At 61.1% G+C, this 16,653-nt stretch carries 15 protein-coding genes; 10 read left to right on the top strand and 5 right to left on the bottom strand.

The window, feature by feature from the left end; genetic code table 11:
* Window positions 1–109: 109 nt before the first annotated feature.
* Entirely contained in the window at window positions 110–1,096 is a 987-nt protein-coding gene (locus WA302_RS14675; protein WP_043143445.1) for an MsnO8 family LLM class oxidoreductase, read from the top strand.
* Here WA302_RS14675 and WA302_RS14670 read toward each other — a convergent pair.
* Window positions 1,093–2,397 carry an aminotransferase class I/II-fold pyridoxal phosphate-dependent enzyme gene (locus WA302_RS14670; protein ID WP_043143443.1) on the bottom strand — a complete coding sequence of 435 codons (1,305 nt, stop codon included), beginning with the start codon at window positions 2,395–2,397 and terminating at the stop codon, window positions 1,093–1,095. The genes WA302_RS14675 and WA302_RS14670 overlap by 4 nt on opposite strands.
* Window positions 2,398–2,463: 66 nt before the next feature.
* On the opposite strand from WA302_RS14670, the gene WA302_RS14665 reads away from it, so the two are divergent.
* From WA302_RS14665 to pdxY, 3 genes are read left to right on the top strand one after another with little or no spacing between them, the layout of a single operon-like run.
* Window positions 2,464–2,718 (top strand): hypothetical protein, encoded by a 255-nt coding sequence (locus WA302_RS14665; RefSeq protein WP_025302947.1) that lies wholly within the window; start codon window positions 2,464–2,466, stop codon window positions 2,716–2,718.
* A complete protein-coding gene (locus WA302_RS14660) occupies window positions 2,715–3,431 on the top strand; it encodes a glutamine amidotransferase (protein ID WP_025302948.1) in 717 nt (238 codons plus the stop codon). Before WA302_RS14665 ends, WA302_RS14660 begins: the two co-directional genes overlap by 4 nt.
* Before the next feature lie 3 nt (window positions 3,432–3,434).
* The gene (gene pdxY / locus WA302_RS14655) at window positions 3,435–4,277 is read left to right on the top strand and encodes a pyridoxal kinase (RefSeq protein ID WP_025302949.1); all 843 of its coding nucleotides are present in this window, start codon (window positions 3,435–3,437) and stop codon (window positions 4,275–4,277) included.
* A gap of 43 nt (window positions 4,278–4,320) precedes the next feature.
* Here the strand turns inward: pdxY and WA302_RS14650 are convergent, their stop codons facing one another.
* The 4 genes from WA302_RS14650 to WA302_RS14635 form a co-directional block, all read right to left on the bottom strand.
* Window positions 4,321–5,034 carry a flagellar brake protein gene (locus tag WA302_RS14650; RefSeq protein WP_025302950.1) on the bottom strand — a complete coding sequence of 238 codons (714 nt, stop codon included), beginning with the start codon at window positions 5,032–5,034 and terminating at the stop codon, window positions 4,321–4,323.
* A 76-nt stretch (window positions 5,035–5,110) separates the two neighbouring features.
* Window positions 5,111–5,893, bottom strand: a complete 783-nt coding sequence (locus WA302_RS14645; RefSeq protein WP_336064341.1) for an N-formylglutamate amidohydrolase — start codon at window positions 5,891–5,893, stop codon at window positions 5,111–5,113.
* A 101-nt stretch (window positions 5,894–5,994) separates the two neighbouring features.
* Complete coding sequence (gene olsF / locus WA302_RS14640) at window positions 5,995–7,716, bottom strand: ornithine lipid synthase OlsF (RefSeq protein WP_025302952.1); 1,722 nt, start codon at window positions 7,714–7,716, stop codon at window positions 5,995–5,997.
* Between the two features lie 155 nt (window positions 7,717–7,871).
* Window positions 7,872–9,542: a DUF4091 domain-containing protein gene (locus WA302_RS14635; RefSeq protein ID WP_336064339.1), complete on the bottom strand. Its 1,671-nt coding sequence runs from the start codon at window positions 9,540–9,542 to the stop codon at window positions 7,872–7,874.
* Between the two features lie 465 nt (window positions 9,543–10,007).
* On the opposite strand from WA302_RS14635, the gene WA302_RS14630 reads away from it, so the two are divergent.
* The 6 genes from WA302_RS14630 (at window position 10,008) to WA302_RS14605 (ending at window position 16,471) form a co-directional block, all read left to right on the top strand.
* Window positions 10,008–11,261 (top strand): ABC transporter substrate-binding protein, encoded by a 1,254-nt coding sequence (locus WA302_RS14630; protein WP_336064338.1) that lies wholly within the window; start codon window positions 10,008–10,010, stop codon window positions 11,259–11,261.
* Window positions 11,262–11,339: 78 nt separating this feature from the next.
* Window positions 11,340–12,281 carry a carbohydrate ABC transporter permease gene (locus WA302_RS14625; RefSeq protein WP_025302955.1) on the top strand — a complete coding sequence of 314 codons (942 nt, stop codon included), beginning with the start codon at window positions 11,340–11,342 and terminating at the stop codon, window positions 12,279–12,281.
* Window positions 12,282–12,291: 10 nt separating this feature from the next.
* Window positions 12,292–13,110: a carbohydrate ABC transporter permease gene (locus WA302_RS14620; protein ID WP_004938251.1), complete on the top strand. Its 819-nt coding sequence runs from the start codon at window positions 12,292–12,294 to the stop codon at window positions 13,108–13,110.
* A gap of 21 nt (window positions 13,111–13,131) precedes the next feature.
* Entirely contained in the window at window positions 13,132–14,244 is a 1,113-nt protein-coding gene (locus WA302_RS14615) for an ABC transporter ATP-binding protein (RefSeq protein WP_025302956.1), read from the top strand.
* Window positions 14,245–14,263: 19 nt separating this feature from the next.
* On the top strand, window positions 14,264–15,547 hold the full coding sequence (locus tag WA302_RS14610; protein ID WP_141998174.1) for a Gfo/Idh/MocA family protein: 1,284 nt from the start codon (window positions 14,264–14,266) through the stop codon (window positions 15,545–15,547).
* Between the two features lie 18 nt (window positions 15,548–15,565).
* On the top strand, window positions 15,566–16,471 hold the full coding sequence (locus tag WA302_RS14605) for an ROK family protein (RefSeq protein WP_197770403.1): 906 nt from the start codon (window positions 15,566–15,568) through the stop codon (window positions 16,469–16,471).
* Window positions 16,472–16,653: the final 182 nt, after the last annotated feature.

The following is a 16,653-nucleotide window of genomic DNA, read 5'->3' as shown; positions in this document are numbered from 1 at the left end:
TCCAAATCCGTTTTGGATCAATGGAATATCCTATCGCCAATCAGTATTAAGCCTCACGCCGCCCGCATGGTATTTGTCAGGCATATCTGATGATCAAAGGAGCGGGAAAATGGCTTATGCCTTGAGCATATTGGAAAAAAGTCCGATCGCCGACGGGGAAAGCGCCGCGCAGGCGTTGGCGCGCACGCTGCATCTGGCGCAACAGGCGGAACGCTGGGGCTATCGGCGTTTCTGGCTGGCGGAACACCACAACACGCCGCAGCTCGCCTGCCCGTCGCCGGAAATACTGATCGGCTACCTGCTCGGCCAGACGTCGCGCATTCGCATCGGCTCTGGCGGCGTGATGCTGCAACACTACAGCGCCTACAAGGTAGCCGAAAACTTTAACCTGCTGGCGGCGCTGGCGCCGGGGCGCGTCGATCTCGGGGTAGGCAAAGCGCCCGGCGGGCTGCCGCTCGCCACCCAGGCGCTGCAGGCCGCCCATGACCGACAAAACAAACCGGCATTCCCGCAGCAGCTGTCGCAGCTGACCGCCTACCTGAACGACGACGCCGAACCGGGCCTGAGCGCCACACCGCTGCCGCCGCACGCCGCCCAGCGCTTTCTGCTCGGCGCCAGTAAAGAGAGCGCGACGCTGGCGGCCGAATCCGGCTGGGCCTTCGTGTTTGCCGCGCATCTGAACGGCAATCCGCAAGATATCCGCGAGGCGCTGGCGCACTACACCGCACTGAGCGGCGGCCGCAAGGCGCTGCTGGCGGTGGCGGCGATCGTGGCGCAGAGCCCGGAGCAGGCCGCGACGCTGGCGGCGGATATTCAGCAATACCGCGTGCACGTCGCCGGTGAGCAGAGCGTGACCGTCGGTAGCCTGGCGCAGGCAGAGAGTTTCGTGCAGCAGGCCGGCGCGACCGACTACCGCATCGAGCCGCGGGAAAGCCATATCCTGCTTGGTACCGCGCCGCAGGTACATCAGCAACTGGCGCAGCTGCAGCAGCGGTACGACGTGGACGAGTTCATCATCGACACGCCGATCGGCGAACCGAGCGCCCGGCTCACTTCGCTACAGCTGCTGGCGGAGGAGAGCCTGACGCCGGCCTAGTTGATCGCCGCGCTGGCCCGCATGGCGTCGGTCAGATCCTGCGCCAGCGGCGCCAACTGCGCCGGCGTGACGTTAGCCAGGCTGACGCGGAGCGCCGGGCCGCCCTTCAGGCGGAAAGGTTCACCGCCCTGCACCAACCACCCCCGCTGCGCCATCAGCTGCGCGGCGGCGGTTTCTGATCTCACCGGCAACCACAGATGCAGCCCTTCACCCGCCGCCAGCGCCGTGTGATTCAACGTATTGAGCCGCTGTACCAGTTCATCCCTTCTGGCCTGATACGCCTGTTGAGCCCGCTGCAGTTGCCCTTCCTGCAACGCCTGTTCCCACAGTCTGGCGGCGATCTGCTGCAAGATATGGCTGACCCAGCGTTCGCTGATGTACTGATCGGCGCGCATCGCCTGCAGCAACGTCGGGTCGCCGCAGGCCAGCGCGATACGCAGATCCGGGCTGAGAAACTTGCTCAGCGACAGCACGTACAGGCCGCGATCGCCGTCGAACGGCAGATGCAGCGGCTGCTGCGACAGCGGCCCCCAGAAATCGTCGACGATCGCCAGACACTGCGGGTTGTCGTGCAGAAAACGCCGCCACTGCTGCGCGCGTTGCGCAGAGAGCGAGGCTCCGGTCGGATTGTGGGCGCGCGGCGTCAGGATCACCGCAGCGGCCGCCCCGCTTTCCGGCAACCGACAGCCCTGTTCATCTACCGCCAGCGGCAGCGGCCGCAGGCGCAGGTGGCGCAACAGCGTCAATAGCGGCGGCCAGCAGGGATCTTCCACCCACACCGCCGCGCCCGGCTGCACATGGCAGCGCAGCGCCTTTTCCATCGCATCCAGCGCGCCGGAGAACACCGCCGGCTCCCCCAGCGCGACGCCCTGGCGGCCGAGCCACTCGCGACCCAGACCGGTCAATATCGGCAGATCGCCGCTGATGTCATAGCCGTTTTGCTGCGGGAACACCTCCGCCGTGCCAAGCGCCAGCACCGGCAACAATGCGGCATCCAGGTTACCGCTGGCCAGATCGCACATCCCTGCAGGCACCTGACGCGGCACATAGGCCGCACTCACCGCCGCCAGCGGCGGCTCCAGCACCACCGTTCCGGCCCGCCCGCGCGTCGCCACCAGACCGGCGTCGCGCAATCGGGCGTAAGCGCTGGCGACGGTATTCGGATTGACCTCCAGCTCCGCCGCCAGTTGGCGTACCGGCGGCAACAGCTCACCTGGCCGCAGCGCGCCGTCTTTGATGCGTGCGGCGATCTGCTCGGCAATCTGGACAGCGCCGCCGCCTTTTGCATACAATGAATTCATACATAAATCCTTTTGTACTAGTTCAAAATAGATTACCCGTTTCCGCGGCCAAAAGTAAGGGGTTCCATGGATAAACATTACGTGCTCGACATTCAGTATGCAGGAAAAGCCTTTGCCCGCCTGCAGATGTTCACTCCCTGGGCAGCCGATCAGCTGGAACAGGCGTGCGCGCTGTTCCCGGCCGCTCAGGGTTATCAGGTGCAGCTCAGCCAGGTCAGCGAACGTCGCATCGTCTACCAGAGCGGTGCGCAAGGCATCACTGTGCTGGGCGAGTCGCTGGCGCTGACCCCTTTCACTCACGCTAGCGAGGTTGAACAATGAAAAAAGCCGTCGCCATTCGACACGTCAATTTTGAAAACCTGGGTATCCTTGGTTCTCTGCTCTCGCTGCGCGGCTATCAGATCGACTATTACGATGCCGGCCGCGATGATATTCGTGCTATCAATAATGAAGAGACCGATCTGTTGGTAGTGCTCGGCGGGCCGATCAGCGCCGCCCAACACTTTTCCGGTGAGCAGCGCTATGATTTTCTCGACCATGAATTAGCGCTGGTCAAACAGCGCCTGGCGCAGCAGCGACCGACCCTCGGGGTTTGTCTCGGCGCGCAGGTGATCGCCCAGGCACTGGGCGCCGACGTGATCTCGCTCGGCGTCAAAGAGATCGGCTTCGCCCCGCTGAGCACGCTCGCGGCGGAAGACGACTCGGTGCTGGCCCCGCTGGCCGATACGCCGGTGCTGCATTGGCACGGCGATATGTTCATGATCCCGGACGGTGCCCGCTGCCTGGCCGGCACGGCGATTTGCCCACATCAGGCTTTCGACTATCAGGGGTTCGCGCTCGGCCTGCAGTTCCATCTGGAGGCGGATCATCGCGATATCGAACGCTGGCTGATTGGCCATGCCTGCGAGCTGGAACTGGCCGGCGTTGCGCCACAGAGCCTGCGCGAACAGGCGGCGTGCCACGGCGCACAGCTGGAACAACGCGCGCGGCAGGTGTTCGCACGCTGGCTGGATAATAACGAACCAAGGATGTAACTCATGCAACAGTCTTCACCCTTGCGGTCACCGTCCATCGACGTGATCAGCATTCAATCTCAGGTGGTCTACGGCAGCGTCGGCAACGGCATCGCCTACCGCGCACTGCTGAAAAAGGGGCTGGAAGCGCTGCAGGTGCCGAGCGTGCTGTTCGGCTGCCCGCCCTATTACGGCAAGCCGCACGGCGGCGTCATTTCCGGCGAGTGGTTCGGCGGCTTTCTCGACGATCTGATTGCCCGCGGCGTGATGAAGCGCACCCGGGCGGTGATTGTCGGCTACCTGGGCGATGTGATGCAGTGCCATATTCTGGCCAACTGGCTGCAGCGGGTGCGCTCGCTCAATCCTCAGATAAAAATCTATATCGATCCGGTGATGGGCGATTACGGTGAAGGGATCTACGTGGATGAGCGCATCGTCAACTGCTATCGATCGCCGTTCCTGCGGCTGGCCAACGGCCTGACGCCGAACGGCTTTGAACTGGAACAGCTGTGCGGCCGACAACTGAGCAGCCGGGAGCAGACGCAGCACGCCGCGCAGGCGCTGTTGAACGACACCACCGAATGGGTGCTGGTCACCAGCGCGCCGGGCGTCGCACAGCACGAAGACGAGGTGGGATTGATGCTGGTCACCCGGCAGGAAACACAGTGCTTTACCCATCCGAAGGTTAAATCGGCGGTCAAAGGCACCGGCGATCTGTTCGCCGCATTGCTGGTCAGCCATCTGCTGCACGGCGCTGCGCTCGACGCGGCCGTGGTCGCCGCCGGGGGTGAAGTGTGCGACGTGCTGGCCGAAGCGGCACATTTCGGTTGGGAGGAAATCGGCAGCCTGCGGGCGTTAAAGCCGTAAGGCCGGTGGAGAGTCAGGGGCAGCGTGCCGCCCCTGATCACTATCAGCGTTTTTTCTTTTTGTTGAAATCCAGCTCGAAGGCGAACACGGCGCTCTGAATTTTGCGCTCCATCGCCAACCCCAGCTTGAGGAAACGGCATGACAGGCGCGAGAAGTGCACCACCTGATCGTTATCGTCGGTTTCCTGATCGTCGTTGACCACCACCAGCTCCATGTTGACCTTGAAGCTGCCGTAGCTGCCCAGATCCAACTCCGCTTTCTTGAACTGCAGGCCCGGCTGGAAGAAATCCGGTAGCGGCCCGTCGAAGCGCAAACCGACGCCGCCGGCAGACAGATCGTGGATCCGCAGCTCATAAGGCGTGCCGTCCGGGTATTCGCCGGTACAGAAGAATTGGCGCCAGTGTGGCGTGGTGATGCGGAACTGACGGCGGCGCTGGATGTAGACCAACTCCTGCGGCAGCCGGGTCGAGCAGGCCTGGACGCCTTGATGTTCGGTCAGTTCCGCCTGGCCGACGGAAAACTCGATTTTGGCGTCGTTGCTTTCAATCACGATGGTGCAGGCGCCGTCGATGGCATTTTCCGCTTCCTCACCGCTAAACACGATATTGTCCGGCCCGACGCTCAATAACAGACTTTGAAACCGGTGCTGCTGATTTTCTACGCGCAGCGGCGTGCGTTGTTTGCAAATTTCACGCAGAATCGCCAGAACTTCAAAACGCTCCCGTTTGATAAACAGTCCGTTATCGCTGTGCTCCACACGTCTCTCCTGACTTTTTTTCTAATGACGTATTACGTATTCCTTACGGTTATCATCTCTGGGAATATTCCTAAAGTCAAATTTGCCAACGCTGCCAGGCCTGCGGCAGCAGGCGTGCGAAACGTTTCGCCCACGCCTGCTGCCCGCGTTCATCGGCGATCAGATCCTGGCGGATTTCGATGCCGACATAAGGCAAACCGCGACGTTCCGCATGCACCGGCAACGTGTAGTCGGTGGCGTCGGTCATCGCATAGGGTTCGTTGATCCCCACCTGCAAATCCCCCTCTTCGCGCAGCAGTTCGGCCAGCAGCAGCGCAAATTCCGGGTAGCGGTTAAACAGCAGGCCCACCTGCCAGGGGCGCGATTCGCCCTTGAACACCGGCGTGAAGCTGTGCATGGCGATCACCGCCGTCGGCAGTTCGCGCAGTTGGCGTTGCCCCAGATGATCGTCGATGGCGTGGTGATACGGCAAAAATACCTCACGCTCGCGCGCCAGCGCGTGTTCGCCGTCGATGCCGATATTGCCGGGGATGGGCGTCAGTTCGGACAAAGGCGGGATCGAGCTGGCGATGCCGGGCGCCCGGTTGCAGTCGATCACCAGCCGTGAGTAACGCTGATGGATCAGCGTGGCGTCCAGTTGGCGGCTCAGATGGCGCGACACGCTCAGCGCGCCGATATCCCAGCCGATGTGGCGTTCAATCTCCCCCGGCGGCAAACCGAGGTCGCCAAGGGACTGCGGTATCGCCTTGCCGGCGTGATCGCACAGCAGCAAAAAAGGCGCTTTGCCGCGCGGGATTTCAACGGCGGCGGCAGGCGGTTCATCGTCGGACAATAACGGCGGGATAAACGAATGGGGCATGACGGGCTCCGGCGGTGGAAAGCAAAACGTTTATCGTAGCGCTATCCCGTCGCCGGCCCCAAGGTCGTGCTTAGATCAAAAAGGCATGAGTCAGACTGTAGTCATGCCGTCTCGGCTGGCTGTGGCTGGTGCACCGCGATATAACGCTGATAGCGCGACGGCTTGAGCCGCGTGGTATCCACCAGCACCAGTCCGTCGATACAGTTGTTGAACGCCGGATCGGTGCCGAAGTCGATGAACTGCACCCCACCCGGTTCGCACAGCTCGGTGTATTGCTTGTACAGCGTCGGGATCGAGCAGCCGATGTTGCTGAGCAGGCTCTTCAGCCGCACCAGATCTTCCTGGTAGTTGTCCCCGGCAAACTGCGCCAACACCTGCGGCAGCGACGCCGGATAAGGCCGGCGCGACTGCGCGAAGGCGTGATCCGGCGAGAAATAGAGCCGGTAGAAGGCGATCAGCAAATCGCGCGCCGCCAGCGGCATGCCGCCGGAGATCGACACCGGGCCGAACAGATAGCGATATTGCGGGTATTTCGACAGATAGGCGCCGATGCCCAGCCACAAATAGTCCAGCCCGCGCTTGCCCCAATAGGCCGGCTGAATGAAGCTGCGCCCCAGTTCGATGCCCTGCGCCAGGATCGGTTCCATATCGCGGTCGTAATGGAACAGGCTGTTGCTATAGATGCTTTCCAGCCCTTTGCGTTCGATTTGTTCGGCGGTGGGAATAAAACGATAGGCGCCGACGATCTCCAGCTCTTCCTCATCCCACAGCACCAGGTGGTAGTAATCGTCGTCGTAGCTATCCAGATCGCGGCGGCGGCCGGATCCTTCCCCCACCGCGCGGAAGGCGATCTCGCGCAGGCGCCCCAGCTCGCGCAGGATTGGCGTACGCGCTTCGTCACGGCGGCGATAGAGGTAGATGGTTTTACCGTCCGGCGTTACCCCCAACCGTTCGCAGTTCGCCAACGCCTTTTTCAGCTCCAGACGCTCTTCCGGCAGCGCGATCGGCGACTCGCTGGCGAACAGCCCCGGTTTGCCCTGGCCCAGGCGATAGACGTGGCGGCGAAAGCGCTCCGCCAGATCCTTGGCGCTGGTGTGGCCGTCGTGCCAGCTGGCGAACGGCACACGGCCGCCGACGCGGATCTTGATGCGCCCGCCCCGCTGCTGGAACATTTCACGCACCAGCAGCAGCGTCGACAGCGGCCGATAAACCAGCGAGGTAAAGTAGAACAGGTTGCTGTTGCGCGCGCTGATGTGGATCGGCACGATCGGCGCGCGCGCCTTGGCGGCCAGGCGCAGAAAGCCGGTATGCCAGTGGCCATCGCGGATGCCTTTCGGGCTCATGCGCGACACTTCGCCAGCCGGGAACAGGATCAGCGCGCCCTGATTGTCCAGTTGCTGCTGCATCCCTTCAATCTGTTTGCGGCTGGTTTTATAAGCGACGTTATCCACCGGCACGAACAGGTTGCGCAGCGGTTCGATATAGGTCAGCAGCTGGCTGGCCACCACTTTCACATCCGGGCGCACCGCCGCGACGGCGCGCAGCAGCACCAGGCCGTCGAGTGAGCCGATCGGGTGATTGGCGACGAGCACCACCGGCCCCTGGCTCGGGATGTTTTCCAGATCGCCGTCCACCAGCTCGCAGCTGAGGTTGAAGTAGTCCACCACCTGCTCGATCAGATCGAGCCCTTTCAGGTGGGGATAGTCGGCAGCGAACTGTTTGAATTCTTTTTCGAAGAGAAGGGTTCTTAGCAGGCTGCGCTGCCAGGCAGGGGTATTGCGGTGTGGAAATGCATCTTGCAACAGAGAATCCAGGCTGAACATCGCGTTATCTCCTGACGTAGTCGCTGCAAACTTAAGCCAGAGCCGTGACTCTGACGTGTCAGTTACATGACAATAAAATGAATCCATCGACTATCAGGTATAGCAAAGTAATGACGAATTGGGAGCGAAAGACGCATTTTCGCCCCCACTTGCCCTCACATCGGCGCCAGCAGCGCTTCGATGCGGCGGTTCACCGCTTCGCGCAAGCGCAGCAGCGGCCCGGCCTGGTGCGGATAACGTTTGAAGGTAATGCGCATGCCCAGTTCGCGTTCGATCAGCCCCTCCACCGTCGCCCGGTCGGTCAGACTCTCCAGCAGTTGCAGCGCGCGCATGTCCTGCAGCCCCTGATGCAGCACCCGCAGGCGCAGCGACTCCAGCGGCTGCAGATCCTCGCCCGGATAGACCACGAACGGATCGCCGGAGGGAAACGCATGGCCGCTGTCGGTCACGGCGTAAGGGTTGATGCGCTCGCGCGAATGAGCGCTGTTATAGAAGTTGAATCCCCAATGCAGGAAGCCGGCGATGCGGTACAGATAGAGCTGCACGCCCAATATGCGGTTGCGCGCCGAAGGCTGGGCGAAGAACCGGTTGGCGACCTCGGTCTTCTGTACGCAGCAATAATAGGCCCACAGGCCAGGCACCCGGTGTTCGATAAAGGGTTCGATATGATCGGTGGCAGCGACCGGGATTTCCACCAGGCCTCGCTGATAGAAAGCGAAATCCGACAGCGCATCGAAGGTGCGAAAGCCATCCAGCAATGGGCGTAGCGCGGCGCTGGCGCGCTGGTAGGCCGCCAGGTTGTCCAGCGTCGGCTCATCGGAAACATGGAACCACACCTGCCGTTCCAGCCCCCGTTCGCGGAACCAGGCGGTCAACGCCGGCAGCAGCGCCTGCAGAAAACGCTGGTACGCTTCGCCCTGCGCATCGGTGTGCCAGCCGAAAAGCGGTCGCGCCTCGCCCTGCTCCTCCACCACGATCTTCGGCGCATGCGCCGCGCCCCATTGGGTAAACAGCGGCGCGATTTCGAAGTGCTCGATGCCCTCTTCCTGCGCCAACGCCACCCACTGCGCCAGGCGGCTGAAATCGAAGCCATACCCCTGCGCCGAACGCATCACCCTCACCAACTGCACCGTGGTGCGTTCACCGCCGACGGCGGTATCCAGCGGCGGCGTAAACAGCGGCGTCAGCAGCATATTAACCCCGGCCTGCACCGCACAGCGCACAAAGTTGCGCACCGCGCGCCAGTAATCCGGGCTGAACACCGCCAGACGGTAGTAATCCGCCAGGCAGTCGGTGTGCAACCACTCGGTGTGCAACAGCGTTTGCGGCGGCAACGCCGCCGGCACCAGATGCAGCGTCAGCGTGGCCTCGGCCAGCGCCTCGCCGCTCTGGGCATCCCGCAGCCGCAGGGTCAACGGAAAGTCACCAGCCAGTTGCGCGTCGGCCGGCGGCGTCAAGGTCAGCCACAGGCTGCCATAATAGCGGCAGGCGGCAAAAAAACGCCGTTGCGGCAGCGGTATCAGCGGATCGGGAAATAACCCCGGCTCGGTCGTCAGGTAATTCTCATCGATCTCGCGATAACAGGGAAAACCGCTCGGTACCGATTGCACCTGGCGCACGCTGATATACGCCGCCAGCGGTCCGTCAAGTTGATAACTGAGCTCATGGCGAGTCTCGTTGCCCGGGGTTTGCAAACAGTACACCGCCTGCCAGGAAAGCACCTCGTTATTTAACCCGCTCAGCCGATTTTCTACGGCAACGGGCGGCATATTTTGGCAATGAAATACTTTCTCCAGGCAATGCGTAAATACCAGAGACAGGCGCATGATAATCGGCCCTCTTTATTTTGGATAAATCAATATTGTGAAATTCAGGCTAACGTCTTTTATCGCCACAGACAATAGCCGGCAATAAAAAACGTTCCTGCACCCTCCTCTGACAGCCACAGCAAGATTTTTTTGTTTATTTGCATCACAAAAATGAAAGAAGCAGAAGCTTGCACAATAAAAATGTTTTTAATCCCCATTATGGTGCAAGGGTTATCAGTTATTCCTATGCCTGCGAAGGCCGCTAAATGCCGCGCCACCGGGGAAAAAAACCATCAAAAGGTTAACAAATTGTGAATAAACACACCTTTCACTTGGCCGTCAAAGCCTTTCGATTTTAACAACAATGAAACATCAACGCCCCATTTTTGGGCGTTTGGGGGTGTATTGACACATTGAAAGTTAAGGGATAGAAAGAATTTACGTTGCGAAAAACGCTATTCGTCGCTCACCGAGGGGAAAGCAATGTCACCGATAAAAAATACCGGCCGCCTGCTGGCGCACTCTATTATTGCCAGTGCAATATTATTACCCACGCTGCTCCACGCCGCAGATAAAATAACATTGCGCTATGCCGTTTGGGACAGAAATCAATTATCATCCGAACAGGAGATTGCTAAGCGATTTGAGCAGGTCAACCCGGATATAAAAATAGAAATAGAATTAACCCCCTCGGCGCAATATTTCGTTAAATTAGATTCCGCAGCCGCCGGCGGCGTGGCGCCGGATATATTCTGGATCAATATGCCTTATTTTGTGCAGTACGCCAAAAACGGCATTATGGAGCCGCTGGCACCCTATATTAAAGACAGCGGCCTTAAGCTGGACGACGTGGTCGCCAGCTCGGTGAAAGCCTACCAGTACGACGGCCAGCAGATGGCCATCCCGCGCGACGTCGATTCCATCGCCGTGTGGTACAACAAAAAACTGTTCGATCAGGCCGGCGTCAGCTACCCCACCAGCGACTGGAACTGGGACGATCTGAAAAGCAAGGCTACCGCGCTGAAAAACGGGCTGAAAGGCACGGCCTTCCCGCTGGTGATGGATCTCAGCATCGACGGTCAGGACAGCTACATGAACCTGCTGTTCCAAAACGGCAATCACATCGTGCCGAAAGACGGCCAGCCCACCGACATCGCCAACGACAAATCCCTCTGGGTCTACCAGCAGCTGCAGGGCATGATGAAAGACGGCCTGATGCCAAGCGCCCAGCAGATGAGCGAAGTCAAAACCGAGAACATCTTCCAGTCCAACCGCGCGGCGATGGTCTATGCCGGTTCCTGGCTGGCGGCACCGTTCGCCAATAACCCGCTGATCAACGACCACATCGGCGTGGTGATGATGCCCAAAATTGAACGCCAGTCCGGCGTGGCGCACAGCCTGGCCTTCGCCATGTCGGCCAAAAGCGCCCATAAGCAGGCCGCCTGGAAATATATTGCCTTCATGAGCAGCGAAGCCTCACAGGCTGAGCTGGCCAAGGTGGTGATCCCGGCCAACAAGACGGCGGCCAAGGTCTGGGCGCAGCAGATTCAGAAAGTCGACGTTTCACCTTATATCCAGACCCTTGAAGTGACCCAGGCTTACCCCACCGCCGGCACCAATACGCCGAAGTGGCAGAACATGTGGATCGCCAGCCTGAAGAAGATCTTTATGGGCGCGGACGCTAAGCAGGAAATGGACAAATCGGTCAAGAAGATCGCGCGCGTCATGGAGCAGTAATCGCCCCGCCGCGGCGCGCAGCCCCGAGCGCGCGCCGCGGTGGACCCACGCTGAACGTCATAGGTGAGGAATGGCAACATGTCGCTGGCAGAAACGGCTACGGTCACCCTGAAACCATCCCGGCGCACCGCCCGCCCCGCGCTCAATCGGCTCGAACGCGCCGAACGCTTCTGGGGCTGGGTGATGATCCTGCCGCTGTTGTTGGGGGTGACGGTGTTTTACCTGATCCCCTTTTTGCAAAACATTTTTTACAGCTTTACCGATCTGAACCAGTTCATGCGCTGGAGCAGCATCAGCGTCGATAACTATCTCAACCTGTTCGAAGACGACGACTTCTACACCGCCGCCGCCAACACCTTGTTCTACGTGGTGGTGTGCGTACCGATCAGCCTGAGCCTGTCGCTGCTGCTGGCGATCGGCCTCAATCAGAACATCCGTGGCAAAGGCCTGCTGCGCACCCTGCTGTTCCTGCCGGCGGTCACCATGCCTGCGGCGGTGGCCATGGTGTGGCAATGGCTGTTCAACAAGGATTTCGGCCTGATCAACCAGGCGCTGGGCCTGCTGCACATTGCGCCGGTCGCCTGGCTGTCCGATCCGGACGTGGTGCGCATCAGCGTGTCCATCATCATCATCTGGTCGTCGCTGGCGCTGAAGATCATCATTTTGCTGGCCGGGCTGCAGAGCATTCCGCGCCAGCTGTACGAGGCGGCGGATATCGACGGCATCGGCACCCTGCGCCGCTTCTTCTGTATCACGTTGCCGATGATGGTGCCGACGCTGTTTTTCGTGTCGGTGATGAGCTTTATCGAGATCCTGCAAATCTTCGACGTGGTGTTCCTGATGTTCGACCGTGCGCTGGTGGAAAACGACGTGATGACCGTCACCAACCTGTTCTACAAGTACGCGTTTTACCTGCAGGAAAAAGGCTACGCTTCCGCCATCACCGTGGTGCTGTTCGCCGTCACGCTGGTGATCACCCTGATTCAAATGGCGATCGGCAAGCGCCTGAAAGTCAGCTGAGGAGCTGCACATGAACGCAAGCAAGAAAACGCTGGTGTACCTGTTTATGGGGCTGGCGGCGCTGGCCTCGGTGGTGCCCTTTATCTGGATGCTGGTGACCTCGCTGAAAACCCAGGCCGAGAGCATTCAGATCCCGCTGACGCTGCTGCCGGCGCACCCTAGCCTGCAGGCCTACGGTCGGGTGATGCACGAAATCCCGTTCGCCGGCTTTTACCTCAACTCGCTGCTGGCGACTTTCTTCACCGTCACCCTGCAGATGGCGATCGCTACCCTGGCCGCCTATGGCTTCTCGCGCCTGCATTTTCGCGGCCGTGACGCGGTGTTTCTGGTATGCGTGTCGATCCTGATGGTGCCCGGTCAGGCATTTCTGATCCCGCAATTCCTGGTGGTCCAGAAGCTGGGGCTAGTCAACAGCATCACCGGGTTGGTGCTGCCGGGCATTTTCAGCGTTTACGCCACCTTCCTGCTGCGCCAGTTCTTCCTGGCGGTACCGAAGGAAATGGAAGAAGCGGCTTTGATCGACGGCTACAGCTACTTCGCCATCTTCTGGCGCATCATGCTGCCGCTGATCCGGCCAGGCATTATCGCCTGCGTCATCATCAATGGCCTGTGGAGCTGGAACAACCTGATGTGGCCGCTGATCGTCAATACCACCACCGAGAAGCTGACGCTGCCGGTTGGCCTCGCCTCGCTCTCCAGCCGCGCCGGGGTGGAATACCCGTTGCTGATGGCCGGGGCGCTGATGGCGGTGATCCCGATGTTGATGCTGTTCATTATTTTCCAACGCTATTTCATCCAGGGCATCGCCAGCGCCGGGGTGAAAGGCTAACGCGCAGACAAGGTAAACGACATGGCCGGAATTCAGTTAAACAGCGTTAAAAAAGTCTACCCCAACGGTTTCCACGCGCTGCACGGCGTCGATCTGGAAATTGAAGACGGGGAATTTATGGTGTTCGTCGGCCCGTCCGGCTGCGCTAAGTCTACCCTGCTGCGGATGATCGCCGGGCTGGAGAGCGTCAGCGAGGGGCAGATCCTGATCCACGATCGCTGCGTCAACGACAGCATGCCGAAGGATCGCGGCATCGCCATGGTGTTCCAGAACTATGCGCTGTACCCGCACATGACGGTGTACAAGAACATGGCGTTCGGCCTGATCGGCAAAGAGAGCAAGGCCGAGATCGACCGCCGGGTGCGCGACGCGGCGGAAAAACTGGAGATCACCAACCTGCTGCAGCGCAAGCCGGGCCAGCTTTCCGGCGGCCAGTGCCAGCGGGTGGCGGTCGGCCGAGCCATCGTGCGCAAGCCCAAGGTGTTCCTGTTCGATGAGCCGCTGTCCAACCTCGACGCCAAGCTGCGAGTGTCGATGCGCGTACAGCTGATCGAACTGCACAACCAGCTGAAGCAGGAAGGCGCCGCCGCCACCATGGTGTACGTCACCCACGATCAGGTCGAAGCGATGACCATGGGCGATCGCATTTGCGTGATGAATCGCGGCGCCATCATGCAGGTGGATAAACCGATCAATCTGTACCACCACCCCGCCAACCGTTTCGTCGCCGAGTTTATCGGCAGCCCGTCGATGAATTTGCACGATCTGGCGATCGTGCGCGACGGCCAAACGGTGCGGCTGCGTATCGGCCTGCAGCACCAGCTCGATCTGCCGCCGGCGCTGCAACGGCAGTTGGCCGACTACCCGCATGCGCGGGTGTGTCTCGGCATCCGGCCGGAGTCCCTGCGGCTGTGTGCGCCCGGCAGCGCCAACTGTTTCCCGGCGCAGATCGTCACCATCGAGCGCATGGGCAACGAAGAGTTGCTGCACTGCGAACTGGCTGACCTGCGCTTCGTGCTGCGCATGGCGTCGCTGCCGGACTGGGAGCCGCGCCTCGGCGAAAGCATTCATCTGGCATTCGATCTGACGCGCGCGCATTTGTTCGACGAGCTCAGCGGCCAAAACCTCAAATAACAACAGCGGAGTATCAGCAATGTCGTCAACACAACCCAACAACGTTGCCCAGCGCCCGGTGCGAGTGCTGGTCGTCGGCGCCGGTGCGCGCGGTGAAATCTACTCGCGCTATGCGCTGGCGCACCCCGATTTGATGCAGGTGGTGGCGGTGGCGGAACCGCGCGATGCCTACCGCGAGCCGTTCGTGGTGCAGCACGCCATCGCGCCGGAAAACATCTTCACCGACTGGCGCCAGGCCGCCGACGCCGGCAAGCTGGCCGACGCGGTGCTGATCTGCACTCAGGATCAGATGCACCTGGAGCCGGCGCTGGCCTTCGCCCGTCAGGGCTACGCCATGCTGCTGGAAAAACCGCTGTCGCCGGACGCCGACGAGTGCCGGGCCATCGTCGCAGAGGTCGTGCGCCAAAAGCTGATCTTCTCAGTCGGCCACGTACTGCGCTATACCCGCTATACCCAAAAGCTCAAACAGCTGCTGCGCGATGGCGCGATCGGCGACATCGTCAGCCTGCAACACTTAGAACCGGTCGGCTACTGGCATCAGGCGCATTCCTTCGTGCGCGGCAACTGGCGCAACGATCAACAGGCCGCGTTTATGCTGTTGCAGAAATCCTGCCACGACATCGACTGGATCCGCTACGTGATGGAACAGCCCTGCGAACAGGTCAGCTCCTTCGGCAACCTGCACCACTTCCACCAGGAAAACCAACCGGCCGGCGCGGCGGACAACTGCCTGGATTGCGCGGTGGAGGCAGCCTGTCCCTATTCCGCCAAACGCATCTATCTGGGCGACGACCACAAGGCCACGCCCGGTTTTCTGCGGGTGCTGACGCCGGAACCCGACCAGACGACGCTGCGGGCGGCGCTGCGCGACGGGCCCTACGGCCGCTGCGTCTACCGCTGCGACAATAACGTGGTCGACCATCAGGTGGTCAACATGCAGTTCGCCGGCGGCCGCACTGCGTCGTTCACCATGACGGCCTTCACTCGCCACGAAGATCGCCACACCCGCATCTTCGGCAGCCGCGGCTGCCTGGAAGGCGACGGCCGCCATATCCGCATCACCTCGTTCCTCGACGACGGCGAAACGCATTACGACACCGACGCCGGCCAGGATCTGCACGCGATGGGCGGCCACGGCGGCGGCGACTACTACCTGATGCAGCACTTTATCGCGGCCATTCGCGCCAACGATCCGAGCCAGGTGCTGGCCGGCCCGGCCGAAGCGCTGGAGAGCCACCTGATGGTGTTCGCCGCCGAACGCGCACGCCGTGAAGCGGCGGTGATCGCCCTGAACGGAGCCTGAAGCATGGCCACGACAGAGATGCGTTACGGCTTCGACATCGGCGGCACCAAGATTGAAATGGCCGCTTACGATCGCCGGCTCAATCAGGTGCTGATCCAGCGGGTGCGCACCCCAACCAGAGATTACGGCGAATTCGTGGCCTGCATCGCCGGGCTGGTCGAGCAGGCGGATCGCGAACTGCATACGCGCGGCAGCATCGGCATCGGTTTACCGGGGATCACCGATCCCGTCAGCCGCCGCCAGCTGGCGGTCAACGTGCCCTGCCTGACCGGGCATTGCCTGGCGGATGATTTGACGCAGGCGCTGGCGCGGCCGATCGCCATCGAGAACGATTGCCGCTGCTTCGCGCTGTCGGAAGCCAGTACGCCGCAAACCGCACACCTGCCGCTGGTGTTCGGCGCCATCATCGGCACCGGTGCCGGCGGTGGCCTGGTGGTGAACCGGCAACTGCATAAGGGACGCAGCGGCGTGGCGGGTGAATGGGGCCATATGCCGATCTCGGCCCAGTTGGCGCAGCGTTACGATCTGCCGCTGTTCGGCTGCAACTGTGGGCTGACCGGCTGCTTTGAGCGCTACGTCTCCGGCAGCGGACTGCTGGCGCTGAGCCGCCATTTCGCCCATCCGGCCGCCGACGTGCCAGCGCTGGTCGCCAGCTATCGTGCCGGTGATGCGCTCGCGCATCGGCTGATGACGATTTACGTCGACATTCTGGCCAGCGCGCTGGCCGGCTTACAGCTGCTGCTGGATGTTGATGCCTTCGTGTTGGGCGGTGGCTTGTCCAACGTCGGCGAGCTTTACCGGCTGTTGCCGCCGGCGATGCGGCGCTGGCTGCTGCCGGGCGTGGAACCGGCGGCGGTGTTCCCGCCGGTGCACGGTGACAGCAGCGGCGTACGCGGCGCGGCGCTTTTACGCGCGCCGGCATAAAAAAACAGTGAAAGCCCGGCGGTTGTCGAGCGATCGTTGCGGCTTTCGGCCTCGACGGGCTGAATAATTAAATGCCGGGAATTGGCGACTGAAAAATAACGAATTTGCCGTTTTCACTTTGCGTTAACACCGCTTTCGGTTGGCATTAAACTGAAAGCAAAATTAAATATAAACATCTGATA

The sequence above is a fragment of the Serratia sp. 201 genome, assembly GCF_037027545.1.
GTDB classification, from domain to species: Bacteria; Pseudomonadota; Gammaproteobacteria; order Enterobacterales; family Enterobacteriaceae; genus Serratia; species Serratia bockelmannii.
The sequence above is the reverse complement of the archived record's forward strand: the minus strand, read 5'-3'. Positions and strand labels throughout refer to the sequence as shown.